The organism is bacterium, assembly GCA_035281585.1.
Classification (GTDB): domain Bacteria; phylum UBA10199; class UBA10199; order DSSB01; family DSSB01; genus DATEDP01.
The window spans coordinates 1-17,453 of sequence record DATEDP010000159.1 but is presented as its reverse complement, the minus strand read 5'-3'; the positions used below and the strand labels follow the sequence as shown (position 1 = coordinate 17,453).

The following is a 17,453-nucleotide window of genomic DNA, read 5'->3' as shown; positions in this document are numbered from 1 at the left end:
ATGGCCAATCCCGACCTGCAAACCCAACTGGCTCTCGAGCGAACCTATCTGGCTCATGAACGGACCTTGATGGCTTGGGTCCGAACCGGCTTGGCTTTGTCGAGCTTCGGCTTCACCATCTATAAGTTCTTTCAGTTCCTTCGGCTGAGCCCGGCCGGCGAAGGGCACCGAACCCATACCTGGGAGTTTGCCTTGGCGATGATCGGGCTGGGTTTGGTTGCGACGGTTTTCGGCTTGGTTGACTATCGCCGCGGCTTGATTCAATTGCGGCGGGAAAAGGCCCAGTTCTCCGGAGCCCTCACGGTTGTCTTTGCGATGCTGGTGCTGGGCTTGGGGTTGCTGTTCCTGGTGGCCGTCGCCATGAGGCAATGACGATGAAATACCTGCTTCGACTCTTCAAGACGACTTTCATCGGCGGCTTTCTTTTCCTGCTGCCGCTGGTCCTGAGCGTTCTCCTGCTCCGTGAGGTCGTCCAATGGCTGGGCAAGATCTTGGAGCCGACCGTCCGCTTCCTGGCGCTCCACAGCGTCCTGGGCGTTCATGCCCAGTATATTTTGGCCGCGCTCTTGCTGTTTTTGTTCTGTTTCCTCGCCGGCTTGCTGGCCCGAACCGGAGCCGGGAGCTTGGTACGCGGAGGGCTCGAAAATCTGATCTTGCGGAAGATGCCCGGCTACTCTTTGCTAAAAGGCCTGTCCGGCGCCGAAAGCGGCCGGGCCAAAGATGATTTCGAGGCGGCCTTGGTTCGAATCGCCCCTGGAAAATTTCAAATGACTTTCATTGTCGAGCGCCACGCCGACGGCTGGCTGACGATTTTCATTCCTAGCGCCCCCAACCCCACCTCCGGCACCGTGCAGATGGTGGCGCCGGAGCATGTCGTCAAATTGGCGATCCCGGCCAAGCAATTGGCCATGTGCCTGATGAAAATCGGCGACGGCTTCGAGGGCCTGGCTGGGACGGAGGCCAAGCGCGGCGATTGAAGCCTATTTCGAATAGCCAGGGCTTTTGCCCCGCTCCTTGATTTTTAAGTTGCGGTCCTCCTCGCCAACCTTAAAAATATTGGAGATGGCCAAATCGTCAAAAGACGGCATCGGCAAATGGAGCTTGGCCAAGCCCGGCAAAAGCGGCCCCAGCATCGCCGCCCGCCAGGTGGCTAAGCACCTCTCGGAATATCCGATCATTCGCTTGATCGGATCGGTCGGCGAGGACATGGTCCGCAGCTACCTCGAGCAATTCGAGAGCATTTCCAAATCGCGCAAGCGCACCTTCGTGCTCGAGCTGACGACCTACGGCGGCAAGGCCGATTACGGCTATCGGATCGCCGAGGAGATCCGCTTGGCCCGGGAGTATTACGACAAGGACCCGATCTTTCTCGGCAAGACCTTCGTCTATTCGGCGGGGATGATCATTTTGGCGGCCTTTCCCCGCGACCGGCGCTACCTCACCAAGCACACCACCTTGCTCACCCATGAGCGGCGCATCGAGGAGGACGTCAAGTTCTTGGGGCCCTTGATCGCCAACATCCAGGTCGCCAAGGAAATTCTCGCCGATTTCGAGAACGGCAAGCGTATCCAGAATCACAACTTCGCCCAGCTGATCGAGGGCAGCGATATTTCGCTCGAGGAAATTTTGCGGCGGGCCGAAACCGGCTGGTATCTGACGGCCGAGGAAGCTTTGGAAAGGGCTTTGGTCGAAGCCTTGCTCTAAGCGGCGGGCGGGGCTTGGCGCAGGTCGGAATCGCCGAGCGGGAGATGGCGGTTCCACCAATCCCGGGCTTGGCCTTGATTCCAGGGGATCTGCGGCTCGATGGTCTCCAAGGCCAGGCAAAGCTCCTCGGTGTCCCGATAGCGCTCGGCCATCTCCTTCTCCAGGCAGCGCATCACGATTCGCTCCAAATCCGCCGGGATCTCCTGCTCGGCGCGGTCGCTGGGCCACTTCGGGAGGTCGTTGACGTGCTCGACCAGAACCTGGGCGTTGCTGCGGCCCTCGAAGGGCGGATGACCGGTCAGCATCCAATAGGCCACGCAGCCCAACATATAGATGTCGGTCCGTCCGTCGACTTTCTCCCGATCGAGGATCATCTCGGGCGCGACATAGCTCGGGGTGCCGAGGAAGGCATCGGTCGAGGTCAGGCCCTTGGGGTCCTGCGCGATCTCCTTGGCCAAGCCGAAATCCAGGACCTTGACGAAATCGAAGACGCCGCCCGAGACGCTGAGGAAGATGTTCGAGGGCTTGATGTCGCGGTGGACGATGCCTTTGCGGTGGGCCTCGGAAAGCGAGCCGCAGACCTGTTTCAAGATATGGACCGACCGCGAGGCGGTCAGCGGTCCGAACCGCTCGATCATCCGCTGGAGGTCCAAGCCGGAGAGTAGCTCCATCGCGTAATAGTAGGTCAAATCGTCGCAGCGCCCGAAGTCATAGATGGTGATGGTGTTGGGGTGACAAAGCGTCGCCGAGAGCTTCACTTCCCGCTCGAATCGAAGGATGGCTCGGGTCAGGTCCTCGTTCTTGGGCTCCATGATCTTCAGGGCGGTGGGGCGAAGCATCGAGATGTGGCGGGCGCGGTAAACCTTGCCCATGCCGCCGGTCCCGAGATAATCCTCGATGATATAGTTCCCGAAACGCCGCTCTTCACAAAGGGCCCGCCGGCCCCGCTCCAGGCTTCGGACGATATAAAGCAGCAGACCGGCGCTGACCCCCAAAAACAGAGCGCCCAAGGCCAGGTTTCGCCAATAACCTCCATCCCCAACCCCCAAGTAAGCCTGTTGGTTCTCGGAAAGAAAGGCCAAGGACGCCACCCGTCCGGCCAGAAACGCGCAGATCGCCACCACGCTTAAACAAGCTTGGACCCAAATTTGGCGCGGAACCAGGGCGGCATGGAGCAGGAGCAGGAATAAAAAAGGATAGATCAGGGTCCTTCCCGGCTGAAGCGCGAGCAGGACGAAGCTCAATGCCAAGAGGACCAAGGAGGAAAAGAGTGCGTCCCAAATCAGCAAGACTCGATTGTGACCGATATGAAGCAGGGTCAGCAGAGCGGCGGCAATGAAGAAGACCGGGAGGGCGATGAAGGTTCCTTGAACATACTTGTCCATCGAAGGGAAAGTGGTTCCTTGGGCGGCTTCCGGCAGAGGCGAAAGTCGGAGGGCGGCGACAGCGATCAGGAAGATTGAGGCCCCGACGGCGTAATAGATCAAGAGATTTCGTTGCAGCGATCCGGACGTCAAGGTCGTCGGCGAAGCGTCGCTGGCACGTTCCGGAATCTGCAGCATGGCATCCCCTTAAAAACAGCCCATATTGTAGACCCTCCGAGCCAAACGGCAATGCAATTTTCAGGAGAATTGGAGGGGAATCCCCTAATGAAAAACCAGGGAAGGCCCGATTCCGAGCTTCCAGCCCTTTCTCTATATTCGGGCCCAACGAAGGCGAGCTCTCGGAATCCCATGGGGATCCGTTCCGTGAGCTTGTCCGAAGAGAAAGGACGGAAAATTCCGTCCTTTCTCATTTTTTGGCGTGTTACGATCCCAGCCAGATATGTCCAGCTTACTCAGTACTTCGGTTTTCCGAATCCCCTTGACCGGCAGGGTAGCCTGGCTCCGTTATTTCGTCGCGCTCCTGGCGGTTGGTTTCGCCATGCTCGCACGGCTCGGGCTGGAGCATTACTGGGGAGACCAATTTTCACCTTTCGCCTTCTTCTACGTCGCGGTCATGATCTCGGCTTGGTACGGCGGATTGTGGCCGGGACTCTTGACGATGGCCGCCGCGGTTTTAATTTCGATTTATTACGCCCCGATCGCCGGCCGCTTCGATATCCACCGCAGCACCGACTTGGTGCGACTGGGCCTGTTCCTCTTCAATGCGACCTTGATTTGCCTGCTGATCGAGAACCTCCATCGGTCCTTGATCCGCCACAACCTCACCGCCCGCGAGCTGATCGGGTCGCAAAAGCGGATTCGGTCGATTTTGGAGAGCGTCCAGGGTTGCTTCTTCAGCTTGGATCCGAAGGAGAATTTCCTGCATATCAACAAAGATTGCGAAAAGTATCTGCACGGAGATTACCGGCGATTCGTCGGCAAACCGCTCTGGGAAGCCTTCCCCGGCTGGAGGGGCACCGCTTTCGAAGCCAAGCTCGCCGAGGCTCAAAAGCGCGGCCAAGCGATCGAGTTCGAGTTTTACGATCCGCAGAATGACCTCTGGCTCGAGGTTCACATCGCGCCGGCTCTCGAGACCGGGGCCAGCGTTCACTTCTACGACATCAGCTCGCGCAAGCGGGCCGAGCAGGATTTGATGGAAAGCGAAGAGCGATTCCGCAAGATCGCCGACCAGGCTCCGGTCATGATCTGGACCACCGACGAGCACGGGGCCCGCAATTACGTCAACCAGCCTTGGCTGAATTTCCGCGGCCGGAAAGCCGAGGAGGAGCTGGGCCGCGGCTGGGAAGAGGGCGTCCATCCCCTCGATTTGGCCACAACCCGGAAGATCTTCGGCGACGCCTTCGCCGAGCGGCGGAGCTTTCGCAAGGAGTACCGCTGGAAGCGCCACGACGGCGTCTATCGCTGGATGGTCAGCAGCGGCACGCCGCGATTCGATTCCCATGGAAAATTCATCGGTTACGTCGGTTCGGCGATGGACATCACCGAGACTCGCCAGACTTTGAAGGAACGGGAATCCTTTCTCCGCCGGCACAATGAAATCCTGATCAGCCTCGCCAAGAAACAGCAATTCGCCGATTTCAAAGGAAGGGTGCGGGAGATCGCCGAAGCCGCCGCCGGCGGCCTCGAGGTCGGCCGCAGCTCGATTTGGTTCTTCGGTTCCGACCGGGCCAAGCTGCATTGCCTGGATTTGTTCGAGCGCCCAAGCGGACTGCATCGTCAGATTTCCGATCTCGATGTCGCCAAATATCCGGTTTACTTCGAAAGTCTGGAAAGGTACCGCACCATCGCCGCCGATAACGCCGCCGAGGATCCCCGAACCCAGGAGTTCGACGAAACCTATCTCAAGCCGGCCGGCATCGTCTCGATGCTCGATGCCCCGATCCGGCACCATGGCCGAACCATCGGGGTGCTTTGCAACGAGGCGACCGCCGAGCCCCGAGTCTGGACCTTGGAAGAGCAGGCCTTCGCGGCGTCGTTGGCCGACATGCTGGCATTGGCGGTGGAGGAAAGGGATCGAAGCGCGGCCGAGGAAGCGCTGAAGGAGAGCGAACAACGGTTGCGCCGCGACCTCGAGGACCGCAAGCTCCGGGAGCGCCGGCAGGCCACCGAGTATGCGGTCACTCAGCTCTTGTCGAGCGATCCGCTGCTCTCAGCCGCGATTCCGAGAATTTTGGCGACGATTTGCGAAGGCCTCGGCTGGGACCTCGGCGTTTTCTGGGAAATCCCCGATGGCCGCTCCCTCCAATCCAGCGAGGTTTGGGCGAGAGATCCCGGCCGCTTCCCCGACTTCATCCAGACGACCCTCAAGACCCATCTCGGGATCGGGGAGGGGCTTCCGGGCCGGGCATGGATGTCGGGACGCTCGCTATGGTTCGAAGATTTGGCGGCCGAGGACTGCTCGCGAAAAAGCGAGGCTCTCGCCGAAGGTCTGAAGTCGGCGGTGGCCTTCCCGGTTCATTTCGGCGAAGAGCTGTTGGGAATCTTCGAGTTCTACAGCACCGCCCGTCAAGCGTCGGACGACCGCAAGCTCGAGATGTTCGAGGTGATCGGCAGCGAGATCGGCCAATTCATCGAAAGAAAGCGGGCCGAAGAGGAGCTTCGTCTCAGCCAGCAGCACCTCAGCTTGGCCATGCAGTCGGCGCGGATGGGTTATTGGTCCTGGGATCTGAAGTCGAACCGGCTGATCACTTCGGAAAACTTGGAATTCTTCCATGGAAAGAAGGAAGAGGTTTTCGGCGGCAACCTCAAGGATTTCATCGCCTGCGTCCATCCCGACGACCGCGAAATGGTGTGGAGAACCTTCGAGCGGGCGATGCTCGAGCGCAGCGATTACTACCTCGAGTTCCGGAGCGTTTGGCCCGACGGCAGCGTTCATTGGATCAACGCCCGGGGCCAGATCTTCTACGACGAGGATCGCGAGCCCGATCAGATGATCGGCTTGGGCATCGACATCACCGAGCGGAAGCAGGCCGAGGCCGAGCTCGAAGCCGCCAACACTCTGCTGGAGAAAAGGGTCGAGCTGCGGACCGCCGAGCTGGCCCGGGCCAATCAAAGCTTGCAGGCCGAAATCCGGGAGCGGCAGAATGTGGAGCGCGAGGCCCTCGAGATCGTCCAAAAGGAGCAAATGCGCTTCTCGGCCCAGCTTCATGATGGCTTGTGTCAAAGTCTGGCCGGGACCATGATGCTGGCCAAGGCTTCAGTCCAGAAGTTGGAAAAACAAAAGGTGGGGGAGGTCGACGAGCTCAAGAACGTGATCGAGCTGATCAACCAATCGGTCGGCGAGGCCCGCGATCTGGCCCGGGGACTCTTTCCGGTGGAGCTGGAAGCCAATTCCCTGATGCTGAGCCTGAAGAGCCTCACCGCCAGGATTGAGCAGCTTTTCGGGGTGACTTGCGAATTCGACTGCCCGGTCCCCATCTTGGTGGGCGACAACATGATTGCCACTCACCTTTACCGCATCGCCCAAGAGGCGATCAACAACGCGATCCATCACGGCAAGGCCAAGCGCATGAAATTAAGCCTGCTCGAGCGCGAGAATCGGCTATTATTGCAATTGATTGACGACGGCATCGGCATCAGCCAAGACTTTAACTTTAGCGCCGGCATCGGCCTGCATATCATGAAATACCGGGCTCGCATGATGGACGGCGAGCTCCGCTTCGAGACTCGGGCCGAGGGCACGGTTTTCAGCTGTGAGGTTCCGATGCCGCCGGAGAGCTTCGTCAAGGCTCAGTGAGGTGACATGTCGAGCAAATTCTCGAATTCCAAGAAGAAGACTCGAATCCTGGTGGTCGACGATCATCCGATCGTCCGCCAGGGCTTTGCTCAATTGATCAATTCCGAGGAAGACTTGGAGATGGTCGCCGAAGCCGGCGATTTCTCGGAAGCCATGGACGCCCTTCGCCAGCACCAGCCCGATTTCGCCATCGTCGACGTCTCGTTGAAAGGCGGCAACGGCATCGACCTCACCAAGGCGATGTTGGCGGAGAGCCCCAAGCTGCCGATCCTCATCATCTCGATGCACGACGAAGGTCTCTACGTCGAGCGGGTGCTCCGAGCCGGAGCCCGGGGCTATCTTATGAAGCAGGAAGCGACCGAGCAAGTGATCGGAGCCATCCGCAAGATCCTCAAAGGCGAGCTTTACGTCAGCGACCGGATGGGCGAGGCCCTGATCCAGAAATTCGTCTCGGGTCAGCCCTCGACCGATTCGCCCTTAGAGAATTTCAGCGACCGCGAGCTTGAGGTGATGCAATTGGTCGGCCAAGGCCGCGGCACCCGCCAAATCGCCGAGGAGCTCCACGTCAGCGTCAAGACCATCGAATCGCACTATGCCAAGATCAAGGAAAAGCTGAACCTCAAAACCGCCAACGAGCTGATCCAATACGCCGTGAAATGGTTCCACTCCGACACCTAGCCTTAATATCCCGAGATCGCTGAACAATCCTCATGGGCAATCCCCCAAAGTAAAACCAGGGATGCCCCGATTGTCCGGGAAAGGCCTCCATTCTATTGTGGTTGCAAATCTCAGCCATGGAGGACTTATGTTATCCTGGTCTATTGTTTTCTTCATCATCGCCATCGTCGCGGCGGTTTTCGGCTTCACCGGCATCGCGGCCGGAGCGGCGTCGATCGCTAAAATATTATTCTTCATATTTCTGATTCTCTTTGTGCTTTCGCTCATCATTCCGCGCTTCCGCGGTCCACCGCCGGTTTAAATCAAATTAACCCATCGATAGGAGGCCATTATGGCACAGGAAAAATACAATCCCCAACAACAGCAGAACCAGCAAAAGCAGCAAGAACAGCAGCGCAATCAAGGCCAACCCGGTCAGCAACAGCAGCAGGAAAAGGACCGGCAGCAACGCCAAGAGCAGCAAGAGGAAGGCTCCCGCTTTAAGGAGCAGCAACAAGAGCAAAAAGAAGAAGAGAGTCGCCGCTAGGAGGCCATCATGAATTGGGATCAAATCGAAGGAAACTGGAAACAGTTCAAAGGCAAGATCCGCGAGAAATGGGGCCGGCTCACCGACGACGAGCTGGAATCCATCGCCGGAAGCAAGGATCGATTGGTCGGCGCCCTCCAGCAGAAATACGGAGTAGCCAAGGAGGAGGCCGAGCGCCAGCTGCGCGAGTGGCAGGACAAGGAGAGGTTTTAAGCTTGCCTACAAGGGCGGAGGGCCGCCATTTGGCCCTCCGTCCCTCTCCTGTTTTCCACGGGAAGAAAGGGAATGGAAGTCTATGCGAGCCGATTCGGGAATCAGCAATTCACCCTGGCAGCCGGTCAAAGGCCGCTTTGAGCGGCTGAGCCGTGACATCAGCGCCGATGTCTGCGTCATCGGCGCCGGGATCGCCGGAATCAGCTGCGCCTATCAACTCCACCGCCGAGGTCGCTCGGTGGTCGTCTTGGACGACGGCGAGATCGCCGGCGGCGAGACCGGTAGGACCACCGCCCATCTGACCAGCGCCATCGACGACCGTTACGTCGAGCTCGAGCGCTTGCATGGCGTCCAGGGCGCCCGATTGGCCGCCGAAAGCCATAGCCAAGCCATCGACGCGATTGAGCATATCGTTCACGAGGAAAACATCGGCTGCGAATTCATGCGGGTCGACGGCTATCTTTTCAATCCACCCGGCGGCGATCCCAAGAGTTTACGTCAGGAATGCGAAGCGGCCCAACGCGCCGGCTTGACCGCGGTCGAGCTGGTTTCGCGGGCTCCGTGGGCCGGCTTCGATACCGGCCCGGCTTTGCGTTTCTCCAACCAGGCTCAATTCAATCCGACCAAGTATCTTCAGGGTCTGGTGGAACGTCTTTCGGCCGACGGGGTTCGTTTTTTCGTTAGAACCCACGTCAGCGACGTCAAGGGCGGCCGCCCGGCCTTGGCGGTCACCCGCGACGGCGTTACGGTTTCGGCCGGCGCGATCATCGTGGCGACCAACACTCCCTTCAACGATTGGGTCGCCGTCCACACCAAGCAGGCCGCCTACCGGACTTACGCCATCGCCGCGCCGATTCCGCCGGCCGCTTTGCCGCGGGCCCTTTATTGGGACACCGCCGACCCCTACCATTATGTCCGGCGTCAGTCTCACCCCGACAAGCCCGGGGTCGAGCTCATCCTTGTCGGCGGCGAGGACCATAAAACGGGTCAGGCCGAGGATCCCGAGGATCGTTACCGGGTTTTGGAGGAGTGGAGCCGGCGGCGCTTCCCGGAAATGGGCCCGGTCGAGTTTCGCTGGTCCGGCCAGGTGATCGAGCCGGTCGACGGCGTCGCCTTCATCGGCCCCGATCCGACCGGCGAGGAAAACGTCTACATCGTCACCGGCGATTCCGGGATGGGCATGACCCATGGGACCATCGCCGGCATTCTGCTGTCCTCGCTGATCGTGGGCCGCGCCCATCCCTGGCTCAAGCTCTACGATCCGGCCCGCAAATCGCTGCGCTCCCTGGGGCGCTTCCTGCAGGAGAACCTCAACGTCGCCCTGCAGTATACCGACTGGTTGCGCGGCGGCGAGGTCGATTCGGTCTCCGAGATTCGGCCCGGCGAAGGCGCGATCTGCCGCCGGGGCTTGAGCAAGATCGCGGTTTACCGCGATCCGGCCGGCAAATTCTTTTCCTGCTCGGCCGCCTGTCCCCATCTCGGCGCGGTGGTGAGCTGGAATTCAGCCGAGAAGACCTGGGATTGTCCGGCTCACGGATCGCGTTTCGACCCTTACGGCCGAGTCCTCAACGGTCCGGCCGAGCGAAATCTCTCGGCCGTCCATTGGGGCCCGAAGAAAGGAAGCAAAAATGAAAAGGACAATGTTGCTGGCTCTGCTGGCGAGCTTCGCCGCGAGCACGGCCTGGGCGGAAGGTTCGACCATTAAGGCCGGCCCGGCTCCCGACAATTCGGCGATCAACGCCCGCGACACCCAAGGCGGTCCGCTGACCCCGGAGAATCAGTCCAACAAACTCGAAGACCGGGAGCTGACCCGTAAAATCCGGCAATCCGTCATGACGGAGGCGGGGCTTTCGATGACGGCTAAAAACATCAAGATCATCACCATCGACGGAGTGGTGACCTTGCGGGGACCGGTCAACACCGCTCAGGAGCGGGACCAAATCGTCGCCCGCGCCTTGGCCCTGGCCGGCAACGGCAATGTCAACAACCTGATTGAAGTGAAGACCCAATGAGGAGGTCCCATGTCTAAAGTCGTCTTTTGCAGCGTTCCCGATGACGCCCACGCTGAAACCGTGATCGCGCGGCTTCAGGCGGCGGGCTTTTCCAACAACCAAGTCTCGGCGCTCTTTCCCGAGCGCGGCAAGGTGAAAAACCTGGTGCTCGAGAAACATTCCAAGGCTCCGGAAGGCGCCGCCGCCGGCGGTGGCACCGGCGGGGTGATCGGCGGTGTGCTCGGTTGGCTGGTCGGAATCGGCAGCCTGGCCATTCCCGGCATCGGCCCCTTCATCGCCGCCGGGCCCATCCTGGCCGCCCTTAGCGGCGCGGCGGTTGGAGCCGCGGCCGGCGGACTGATCGGATCATTGGTCGGCTTGGGCGTCACCGAGCTCGAAGCCAAGAAATACGAGACCAAGCTGAAAGAAGGCGAGATCCTCATCTCGGTTCACGCCCAGAGCGGCGATGAGGTCGAAAAGGCCCGGAAGATCTTCGCCGACGCCGGGGCATCGGACATCACCGAGACCAAGGAAATCGCGGCTTGAGGAAAACACGATGAGACGAAGGAAGCAAATCCGCTACGCCGTCGTCGGCTTGGGCTACATCTCGCAATCGGCGGTCCTTCCGGCTTTCGCCCATGCCGCGAAGAGCTCGGCCTTGACGGCCCTGGTATCGGACGATCCGGCCAAGCTCAAGCAGCTCGGCAAGAAGTACCGGGTGCCCAACTTATACAGCTATGAGCAATACCAGGATTGCCTGGCCTCAGGCGAGATCGACGCGGTCTACATCGCCCTGCCCAACAGCATGCACCGCGAGTACACGGTGCGGGCAGCCGAGGCCGGGATCCACGTCCTCTGCGAGAAGCCGATGGCGGTCAGCGTCGCCGACTGCGAGAAGATGATCGCGGCCTGCGAGCGGAGCCGGGTCAAGCTGATGGTCGCTTACCGGCTGCACCTCGAGAAAGCCAATCTCAAAGCGATCGCCGCCGCCAGGAGCCGGCGGCTCGGGGATCCGCGAATCTTCAGCTCGCTCTTCACCATGCAGGTCAAAGCCGGCAATATCCGCCTGAACAAGGGGCTCGGCGGCGGCACCCTCTACGACATCGGCATTTACTGCATCAACGCGGCCCGGAATTTATTCGGCGCCGAGCCGATGGAAGCGGCCGCCATCCGCGCCAATAACGGCGAGGAGCGCTTCCGCGAGGTCGACGAGATGAGCGGGGCGGTGCTGCGTTTCCCGGGCGAGCGGCTCGCCACCTTCGTGTCGAGCTTCGGCGCGGCCGACGTCTCCGAGTTCACGCTGGTCGGCACCAAGGGAACGCTCAAGCTTGAGCTGGCCTACGACATCGGCCAGCCCAAGGTCCAAACCATGACCGTCGGAAAGCGGCGGTCGAAGGTCCGTTACGCCAAGAGCGACCAGTTCGCCCCCGAGCTCCTTCATTTTTCGGACTGCATCCTGAGCAACCGGCAACCGGAGCCTTCGGGCCAGGAAGGGCTGGCCGACGTCCGGGTCATCGAGGCTCTCTTGCTGTCGGCCGAGACCGCCAAATCGATTTCGCTTCGGCCCCTCGACAAGCGAAGCCGCCCGACTTTGGATCAAGAAATCAAGCGGCCTCCGGTCGTTAAGCGGAAGCTGGTGCATGCCGAGGCCCCAACGCCATGAAGGAGAACAAGATGAAACACCTGATGAGATCGATGCAACGTCTCGGAAGCAAGGCCATGAAAAACAAGGGCAAGGTTTTGTTGGGACTGGCCGCGATCGCCTTGGCGCCGGCCTTGCGCTGGGCGATGCAGCGTTACGGCCTATTAAAGGCCGAAATGGCGCCCGAAGAAGAGGAAACCGAGGAGACTCCCTCGCCGCCGAAGCCTCGCCGCAACAAGCGCGAGATATATCAGGCTCCGAAAGTTCCGCCGCAGAATTTAGTTCGTCATTGAAGGAGAACCAGCGATGAATCCGTTCAATATGCTGAAGGAAGACCACCGAAAAGTGAAAGAACTGTTCAAGAAATACGAGGAGGCCGGCGACCGGGCTTTCCGCCGAAAGGGGCAAATCGCTCAGAAGGCCATCCATGAGCTGGAAGTTCACGCCCAAGTGGAGGAGGAGCTCTTCTATCCCAAGGTCAAGGAGAACGTCGACAAGGAGGCTCGGCACCTCGTCAACGAAGCCTTCGAGGAACACCATGTCGTCAAGATGCTGATTGCCGAGCTCAAGAGGCTGAAACCGGAGGACGAGAGCTTCGACGCCAAGTTCAAAGTGCTGATGGAGAACGTCAAGCACCATATCAAGGAGGAAGAGAACGAGCTATTCCCCGAAGCCAAGGACGGCCTCGATGGGATGTCCGAGCCGCTCGGCGAGGAGATGGAAGATCGAAAGGTGGAGCTACAGGAAGAGATTCCCGAAGATTCGCTCAATCTGTCTTAGGTATGATCGAGATCTTGCCGTCGCGCTCGAGGACGGCGTATTGGATCTGGTCCATCCGTTCCAATCCGTGGCTTTCCCTGGCCGACGCCAGGATGTCGAACTCGTCGAGTCGAGTCTTTTCCAAGAACCGGCGGATGGGCTTGCCATGCTCCACGATCACCACCGGGACTCCGTCGACGGGGGATTCCCTAATTTAAGGGTGGGGCAATCGATGATTTTTTGTTATGGCCAGGCTTGAAGGAGAATTCCCCCTATGATGACCGGTCTCATTATCACCGCGATCAGCCTAATCTTCACTTTTGCGGTATTGGGCTTCGTTTTCTATTTAGTCTACGTCAAGTTGATCAAGCCTTCGCAGAATGCGAAGCGGATCCTGCAAACCGGCCATGCCGGCAAGGCCAAGGTCCTGTCTTTGGCCGAGACCGGCATGACCGTGAACAACGCGCCCCAGGTTTTGCTGACCCTCGAGGTCACGCCCGACCATACCCGGCGGCCCTACCAGGTCCAGACCAAGCAGATCATTTCGATCGTGCAAATTCCGCAATTTCAGCCGGGCGCCCGGCTGCTGGTGCGGATCGATCCCAACGATCCCAACCAGGTGGCGATCGCGGGCATCGATGCCGGAGCTATCGCGTAAAGAGAATTTCGCGCCGGGATTGCTGGTGGTTGGCTTCGGCCAGCCGCACGTAATCGGCGAGCAAGCCATTCCAGCTCGGGGGGAATTCGCGATGGACTTGCTCGATCAGCCAAGAGACCGCTTCGATCGACTCTCGCTGGGTGGCCGGCGATTGACGGGCGAAGCTTTGCGATCGGCCGTAAGATAGGTCGCTCATGAAGGCGTGGATCTCTTCCTCCGGAATCATCGGCAGCCGCCGGCAGCTCAGAGCATCGAAAAAATTCGGGCCGAGCAAGGATAAGGCCACTCCCTGGAGAAGGCTATCCTCGGCGACCAGGCCATGGAAGTACTGCAGCGAGCGATACATCATCTCGTCGGAGGGCAGGACCAGGCCGTTCCGGGCGGTGTCCCGATGGGCAACTTCGTGGGCCAGGGTCTGGGCGACCGCGGCGAAATCGTTTTTTCGCAAAAGCCGAATCGAGCGGGGCAGCAAGTAAATCCGATCCTCGCGCGTCGTGTAGTAAGCGTAGCTGTCCTCGGTGAGTTCGCTGGCGCAACCCTCACGGGGCATTTCGGTCGCGTAGTGCAGGTAGGGTTTGGCCCGGGCCAGCAGGTCGGGATCGTTTTGGGCCAGCCAGTCTTCGAGGCGACCCATGTGAAACCAGGCCTCGAGGATCGAGGGGATCAATCCGCTCGAAATGTCGCCGTCGTCCTCGGGAGTCGGCCAGGTTTTCTCGGCCATCGCTAAGGGGTCGGCTTTCCATTCCTGATAAAGCTGCCGGCCGTATTGGAGAATTCCGCCGAAGAAATCCTCGTAGCGATCGCCGCTTCCCACCAAATACCAACGGAGACCGCTGACGTCGGGCGAATAAGCCTGGTCGCTCCAGGCCTCGTAAATCACCGCGCCGAAATCGAGATCCGGCGGCACCGGCAATTGGGTGGGCTTGCCGAAGTAGGCCGGCAGATCTTTCACTTCGCTGGAGAAAAAATCGGAAGGCGAGAAGGTCGGGGCGCCTTGCGGGACTATGGAGTAAGCGCAGTAGCCACCGGTGTTGGGCGCCAAATAATAGCTGTCCTGAGGCAAGGCCGAGGCCCGAATCTCCCCCAGGCTTTGGGGCTGGGCGAAAAGCGGCGAATCCCCGATCTCGGCGCTGGCCAATGACGTCGGATTCAATATGATTTTATTGGGTAATTTTGGACAGCTCGGTCCGATTCCCGGCATGATACCCCCTCGGCGAAGATTATCGGCTGGCTTCGTCTCAAGTTTCCCCGCCAATGGCGCTATGGCTTGATCAGCTCGTGCGGCAAGATGTCGGTGTAATGGATGTCCCAGCGTTGGCCGTTCAAGAGCCGAGCTTGACGCCGGGTGCCCATGAATTTCGCCCCCGCTTTCTTGGCGCTGGCCAAGGAGGCCGGATTGCAGGCGTAGTGCTCGCCCAGAATGTTTTTAAAGCCCAAGCTCTCGAAGCCGTAAAGGCAGAGCAATTGAAAGAGCTCGGTGCCCAGTCCCAAGCCCCAGTATTTCGTCTCGCCGATCACCCGCCATATTTCACCGAAGTGATCCTCGACCGAGATGTTCTTGAAGCCGCCCATGCCGATCAAAGCGCCGTCGGGAATGTAGAATAAGGCATATTCGGTTTGGGTCGGATCGCCGGGCAGGGCCTTGATCCAGGCCTCTTGCTCCTGGACGGTGATGGAAGTGCTCATGTCGCGGATATGCCCGTAGACTTGGGGATCGTTGTACCAGCGGGTCATGACCTCGGCGTATTCCAGCTTGACCGGGCTCAAGTAAAGCCGGGAGCTGCGGCAGAGGACGATGTTCTTCTCTTTCGCCATGGTCAGATTCTTATTTAGTTGCCGCCGGGAAGGAAGTCAAAACTCAGGCCGATGCCGAAGGCCATTTCCCAGCTCCAGGGCAGCGAAACTCGGCCGCCGCCGCTTCGGTCGAGCTCGGTCGCCGGCGAGACCATGAGGCGGTAATAGGGAGCGACCAAGGAGAACTCATGGGCGATCTGGAAGTGCAGCGAGATCTCGGCGCCGAAGGCGAGGAGCGAGCCCGAAACCGGCGCCTCGGCTCCGCCGACGGCGTGGGTCTGGTCGAAGACCTGGCGCAGCCCGACCAGCCCGGTGAAGCCGAGGCCGTACATTCGCAGCGGGTTCAGCGGAAGAAAAGCCCCGGCGCGTCCCATCAAAGTCAGCTCGGAATTGTAGTCGGTGTCGATGCCCAAACCGGCATGGAAATGGGAATGAGGTCGAAAGAGGGCGTTGATCCCGGTCCGATACCGAAAATCGACGCCGCCGGCCGAGCCGGAGCGGAGGCTGAAGGCCGGGGCTTCGACGACCAGCGAAATATGGCGAAACCGGCGCTCGGGTGGATGATAGGGCTCGGTGGGGGCGGTGCAGCGATCGCCAGGCAGGGGATGCTCGCGAATTTCGGGCGGACAGGCCGAGAGGCTGGTCGGGGGCGTCATGGGAGAATCCTCAATCGTGCCCCCGATTTGGACCTATTCACTTATCGGCAAAGCCAAATACAGCTTGCTAAAAAAAATACCACTCTTTAAGGGGGTTGCGTGTTCCAGCGCTACCAAAACCTGCATTTCGTCGGCATCGGCGGCATTGGAATGTCGGGAATCGCCGAGGTTTTGCTCAACCTCGGCTACCGGGTCTCGGGCTCCGATCAGAAGCGCAGTCCGATCACGGCGCGGCTCAAGAAGCAGGGCGCCAAGATCCATTACGGCCACAAGGCCGGCCACGTCGACGGCGCCCACGTGGTGGTGATCTCTTCGGCCGTGAAGGAGAGCAACCCCGAGGTTGCCGCGGCGCGTAAGCAGGGGATCCCGGTGATTCCCCGGGCCGAGATGCTGGCCGAGTTGATGCGCCTGAAATACGGCGTGGCCGTGGCCGGCTCCCACGGCAAGACCACCACCACTTCGCTGGTCGGCCAAATCCTCTCCGGCGCCGGTCTCGATCCGACGCTGGTCATCGGCGGCCGGGTCAACAGCCTGCGGAGCAACGCCAAGCTGGGCAAGGGCGAGTTTTTGGTGGCCGAGGCCGACGAGTCCGACGGCTCCTTCCTCAAGCTCAATCCCACCGTCGCGGTCATCACCAATGTCGATCCCGAGCACCTCGACCATTACAAGGATTTCGAGGCCCTGAAGGAAACCTTCGTCGCCTTCGCCAACAAGGTGCCCTTCTACGGCGCCATCGTCGCCTGCGCCGACCATCCGGTGGTGCAGGAGCTGATCCCGCGCTTTCAGCGCAAGGTGGTGACTTACGGCTTGGAGAGCGCCGCCGATTATTCGGCCGAAGGTTTGTCCCAGGAAGGACTGAGCCAGCGCTTCACCGTCTATTTCCGGAAGGAAAAGCTGGGCGAGGTGCTCTTGCAGTCGCCGGGCCGCCACAGCATCGCCAACGCCTTGGCCGCCATCGCGGTGGGCCGGGAGCTGGACATTCCTTTCCGCAAGATCGCGGCCGCGCTTCGCGGTTTCCGCGGCATCGAGCGGCGCTTCCAGCTACTCTGCAACAACGGGATCACCGTGATCGACGACTACGGCCATCATCCGGTCGAGATCCGCGCCACCTTGAAGGCGCTGCGCGAGGCCTTTCCCAAACGGCGGCTGGTGACGCTCTTTCAACCGCACCGTTACACTCGGACTCGGGACCTCTTCCAAGATTTCACCCAGGCCTTCGGCGAGGCCGACAAGGTCTTCCTGACCGAAGTCTATGCCGCCGGCGAGGAGCCCATCGTCGGAGTCTCCTCGCGCAGCCTCTTCGACGCGATGGACCAGCAGAAAGTCGTCTACCACCCCGACAAGCAGAGCCTGGCCGCCGCCGTCGCCGAGCAGGCCGAGAAGGGCGACGTGGTGCTGACTTTGGGGGCCGGCGATATCACCAAGATCGGCCACGACTTGGCCAAGCGCCTCAAAAATATTGTTTAAAAACAATCTCTTCTCTTTACAGAGGGGAAGAAACCCCTTACTTGTAGGGGCGGGCCTTGCGCCCGCCCACGTGCATGGACACCGTTGGGTGGATTGGGCACCCGCAAGGGGTGCCCCTACATTTTCGGGATTAGAGGACCCCTTTATATGGACGCCGCATCGATCGAAACCCTCCTCCAAGAGA

21 protein-coding genes are annotated in these 17,453 nt (G+C 60.1%); 16 read left to right on the top strand and 5 right to left on the bottom strand.

The genetic code is table 11. The annotated features are described in order from the left end of the window. The 3 genes from VJR29_14310 to VJR29_14300 form a co-directional block, all read left to right on the top strand. Positions 1–372: DUF202 domain-containing protein (locus VJR29_14310; protein HKY64576.1), on the top strand; the 372-nt coding region annotated here is incomplete at its 5' end. Between the two features lie 2 nt (positions 373–374). Continuing rightward, positions 375–977: a DUF502 domain-containing protein gene (locus VJR29_14305; GenBank protein ID HKY64575.1), complete on the top strand. Its 603-nt coding sequence runs from the start codon at positions 375–377 to the stop codon at positions 975–977. A gap of 85 nt (positions 978–1,062) precedes the next feature. Next, on the top strand, positions 1,063–1,704 hold the full coding sequence (locus VJR29_14300) for an ATP-dependent Clp protease proteolytic subunit (protein HKY64574.1): 642 nt from the start codon (positions 1,063–1,065) through the stop codon (positions 1,702–1,704). On the opposite strand, the gene VJR29_14295 is transcribed toward VJR29_14300, so the two are convergent. Beyond that, a complete protein-coding gene (locus VJR29_14295; protein ID HKY64573.1) occupies positions 1,701–3,266 on the bottom strand; it encodes a serine/threonine-protein kinase in 1,566 nt (521 codons plus the stop codon). The two genes, VJR29_14300 and VJR29_14295, sit on opposite strands and share 4 nt — an antisense overlap. Positions 3,267–3,528: 262 nt before the next feature. On the opposite strand from VJR29_14295, the gene VJR29_14290 reads away from it, so the two are divergent. The 11 genes from VJR29_14290 to VJR29_14240 all read left to right on the top strand — a co-directional run bounded on the left by VJR29_14290 (position 3,529) and on the right by VJR29_14240 (position 12,715). Then, positions 3,529–6,885, top strand: coding sequence for a PAS domain S-box protein (locus VJR29_14290; protein HKY64572.1), 3,357 nt, complete (start codon positions 3,529–3,531; stop codon positions 6,883–6,885). A gap of 6 nt (positions 6,886–6,891) precedes the next feature. Then, on the top strand, positions 6,892–7,563 hold the full coding sequence (locus VJR29_14285; protein ID HKY64571.1) for a response regulator transcription factor: 672 nt from the start codon (positions 6,892–6,894) through the stop codon (positions 7,561–7,563). A 127-nt stretch (positions 7,564–7,690) separates the two neighbouring features. Beyond that, positions 7,691–7,864: a DUF1328 family protein gene (locus VJR29_14280; GenBank protein ID HKY64570.1), complete on the top strand. Its 174-nt coding sequence runs from the start codon at positions 7,691–7,693 to the stop codon at positions 7,862–7,864. Positions 7,865–7,894: 30 nt separating this feature from the next. Next, positions 7,895–8,089, top strand: a complete 195-nt coding sequence (locus VJR29_14275; GenBank protein HKY64569.1) for a hypothetical protein — start codon at positions 7,895–7,897, stop codon at positions 8,087–8,089. Positions 8,090–8,098: 9 nt separating this feature from the next. Then, complete coding sequence (locus tag VJR29_14270) at positions 8,099–8,302, top strand: CsbD family protein (protein ID HKY64568.1); 204 nt, start codon at positions 8,099–8,101, stop codon at positions 8,300–8,302. A gap of 82 nt (positions 8,303–8,384) precedes the next feature. Further along, entirely contained in the window at positions 8,385–10,007 is a 1,623-nt protein-coding gene (locus VJR29_14265; protein HKY64567.1) for an FAD-dependent oxidoreductase, read from the top strand. Then, positions 9,931–10,314: a BON domain-containing protein gene (locus tag VJR29_14260; GenBank protein HKY64566.1), complete on the top strand. Its 384-nt coding sequence runs from the start codon at positions 9,931–9,933 to the stop codon at positions 10,312–10,314. The genes VJR29_14265 and VJR29_14260 overlap by 77 nt, the downstream gene beginning before the upstream one ends. Positions 10,315–10,323: 9 nt before the next feature. Then, positions 10,324–10,839 (top strand): hypothetical protein, encoded by a 516-nt coding sequence (locus VJR29_14255; protein ID HKY64565.1) that lies wholly within the window; start codon positions 10,324–10,326, stop codon positions 10,837–10,839. Between the two features lie 10 nt (positions 10,840–10,849). Continuing rightward, on the top strand, positions 10,850–11,956 hold the full coding sequence (locus tag VJR29_14250) for a Gfo/Idh/MocA family oxidoreductase (GenBank protein HKY64564.1): 1,107 nt from the start codon (positions 10,850–10,852) through the stop codon (positions 11,954–11,956). 11 nt (positions 11,957–11,967) lie between these two features. Further along, a complete protein-coding gene (locus VJR29_14245) occupies positions 11,968–12,228 on the top strand; it encodes a hypothetical protein (protein HKY64563.1) in 261 nt (86 codons plus the stop codon). A gap of 13 nt (positions 12,229–12,241) precedes the next feature. Further along, positions 12,242–12,715, top strand: coding sequence for a hemerythrin domain-containing protein (locus VJR29_14240; GenBank protein ID HKY64562.1), 474 nt, complete (start codon positions 12,242–12,244; stop codon positions 12,713–12,715). Here the strand turns inward: VJR29_14240 and VJR29_14235 are convergent. Then, positions 12,702–12,878 carry a YetF domain-containing protein gene (locus VJR29_14235; protein HKY64561.1) on the bottom strand — a complete coding sequence of 59 codons (177 nt, stop codon included), beginning with the start codon at positions 12,876–12,878 and terminating at the stop codon, positions 12,702–12,704. The two genes, VJR29_14240 and VJR29_14235, sit on opposite strands and share 14 nt — an antisense overlap. 93 nt (positions 12,879–12,971) lie before the next feature. Here VJR29_14235 and VJR29_14230 point away from each other — a divergent pair, with 93 nt between their 5' ends. Next, the gene (locus VJR29_14230; GenBank protein HKY64560.1) at positions 12,972–13,352 is read left to right on the top strand and encodes a DUF3592 domain-containing protein; all 381 of its coding nucleotides are present in this window, start codon (positions 12,972–12,974) and stop codon (positions 13,350–13,352) included. Here the strand turns inward: VJR29_14230 and VJR29_14225 are convergent. The 3 genes from VJR29_14225 to VJR29_14215 all read right to left on the bottom strand — a co-directional run bounded on the left by VJR29_14225 (position 13,342) and on the right by VJR29_14215 (position 15,802). Next, on the bottom strand, positions 13,342–14,505 hold the full coding sequence (locus VJR29_14225; protein ID HKY64559.1) for a hypothetical protein: 1,164 nt from the start codon (positions 14,503–14,505) through the stop codon (positions 13,342–13,344). The genes VJR29_14230 and VJR29_14225 overlap by 11 nt on opposite strands. Positions 14,506–14,612: 107 nt before the next feature. After that, positions 14,613–15,167, bottom strand: coding sequence for a GNAT family protein (locus tag VJR29_14220; protein ID HKY64558.1), 555 nt, complete (start codon positions 15,165–15,167; stop codon positions 14,613–14,615). Between the two features lie 14 nt (positions 15,168–15,181). Continuing rightward, a complete protein-coding gene (locus VJR29_14215; protein ID HKY64557.1) occupies positions 15,182–15,802 on the bottom strand; it encodes a hypothetical protein in 621 nt (206 codons plus the stop codon). Positions 15,803–15,901: 99 nt separating this feature from the next. Between VJR29_14215 and murC the strand changes: the two genes are divergently transcribed. Further along, positions 15,902–17,269 (top strand): UDP-N-acetylmuramate--L-alanine ligase, encoded by a 1,368-nt coding sequence (murC, locus tag VJR29_14210; protein HKY64556.1) that lies wholly within the window; start codon positions 15,902–15,904, stop codon positions 17,267–17,269. Positions 17,270–17,453: the final 184 nt, after the last annotated feature.

Excerpts from the sequence above, each read along its gene's own strand:
- VJR29_14305 (HKY64575.1), top strand. The coding sequence starts at position 375 with ATGAAATACCTGCTTCGACTCTTCAAGACGACTTTCATCGGCGGCTTT.
- VJR29_14300 (HKY64574.1), top strand. The coding sequence starts at position 1,063 with ATGGCCAAATCGTCAAAAGACGGCATCGGCAAATGGAGCTTGGCCAAG.
- VJR29_14295 (HKY64573.1), bottom strand. The coding sequence starts at position 3,266 with ATGCTGCAGATTCCGGAACGTGCCAGCGACGCTTCGCCGACGACCTTG.
- VJR29_14290 (HKY64572.1), top strand. The coding sequence starts at position 3,529 with ATGTCCAGCTTACTCAGTACTTCGGTTTTCCGAATCCCCTTGACCGGC.
- VJR29_14285 (HKY64571.1), top strand. The coding sequence starts at position 6,892 with ATGTCGAGCAAATTCTCGAATTCCAAGAAGAAGACTCGAATCCTGGTG.
- VJR29_14280 (HKY64570.1), top strand. The coding sequence starts at position 7,691 with ATGTTATCCTGGTCTATTGTTTTCTTCATCATCGCCATCGTCGCGGCG.
- VJR29_14275 (HKY64569.1), top strand. The coding sequence starts at position 7,895 with ATGGCACAGGAAAAATACAATCCCCAACAACAGCAGAACCAGCAAAAG.
- VJR29_14270 (HKY64568.1), top strand. The coding sequence starts at position 8,099 with ATGAATTGGGATCAAATCGAAGGAAACTGGAAACAGTTCAAAGGCAAG.
- VJR29_14265 (HKY64567.1), top strand. The coding sequence starts at position 8,385 with ATGCGAGCCGATTCGGGAATCAGCAATTCACCCTGGCAGCCGGTCAAA.
- VJR29_14260 (HKY64566.1), top strand. The coding sequence starts at position 9,931 with ATGAAAAGGACAATGTTGCTGGCTCTGCTGGCGAGCTTCGCCGCGAGC.
- VJR29_14255 (HKY64565.1), top strand. The coding sequence starts at position 10,324 with ATGTCTAAAGTCGTCTTTTGCAGCGTTCCCGATGACGCCCACGCTGAA.
- VJR29_14250 (HKY64564.1), top strand. The coding sequence starts at position 10,850 with ATGAGACGAAGGAAGCAAATCCGCTACGCCGTCGTCGGCTTGGGCTAC.
- VJR29_14245 (HKY64563.1), top strand. The coding sequence starts at position 11,968 with ATGAAACACCTGATGAGATCGATGCAACGTCTCGGAAGCAAGGCCATG.
- VJR29_14240 (HKY64562.1), top strand. The coding sequence starts at position 12,242 with ATGAATCCGTTCAATATGCTGAAGGAAGACCACCGAAAAGTGAAAGAA.
- VJR29_14230 (HKY64560.1), top strand. The coding sequence starts at position 12,972 with ATGACCGGTCTCATTATCACCGCGATCAGCCTAATCTTCACTTTTGCG.
- VJR29_14220 (HKY64558.1), bottom strand. The coding sequence starts at position 15,167 with ATGGCGAAAGAGAAGAACATCGTCCTCTGCCGCAGCTCCCGGCTTTAC.
- VJR29_14215 (HKY64557.1), bottom strand. The coding sequence starts at position 15,802 with ATGACGCCCCCGACCAGCCTCTCGGCCTGTCCGCCCGAAATTCGCGAG.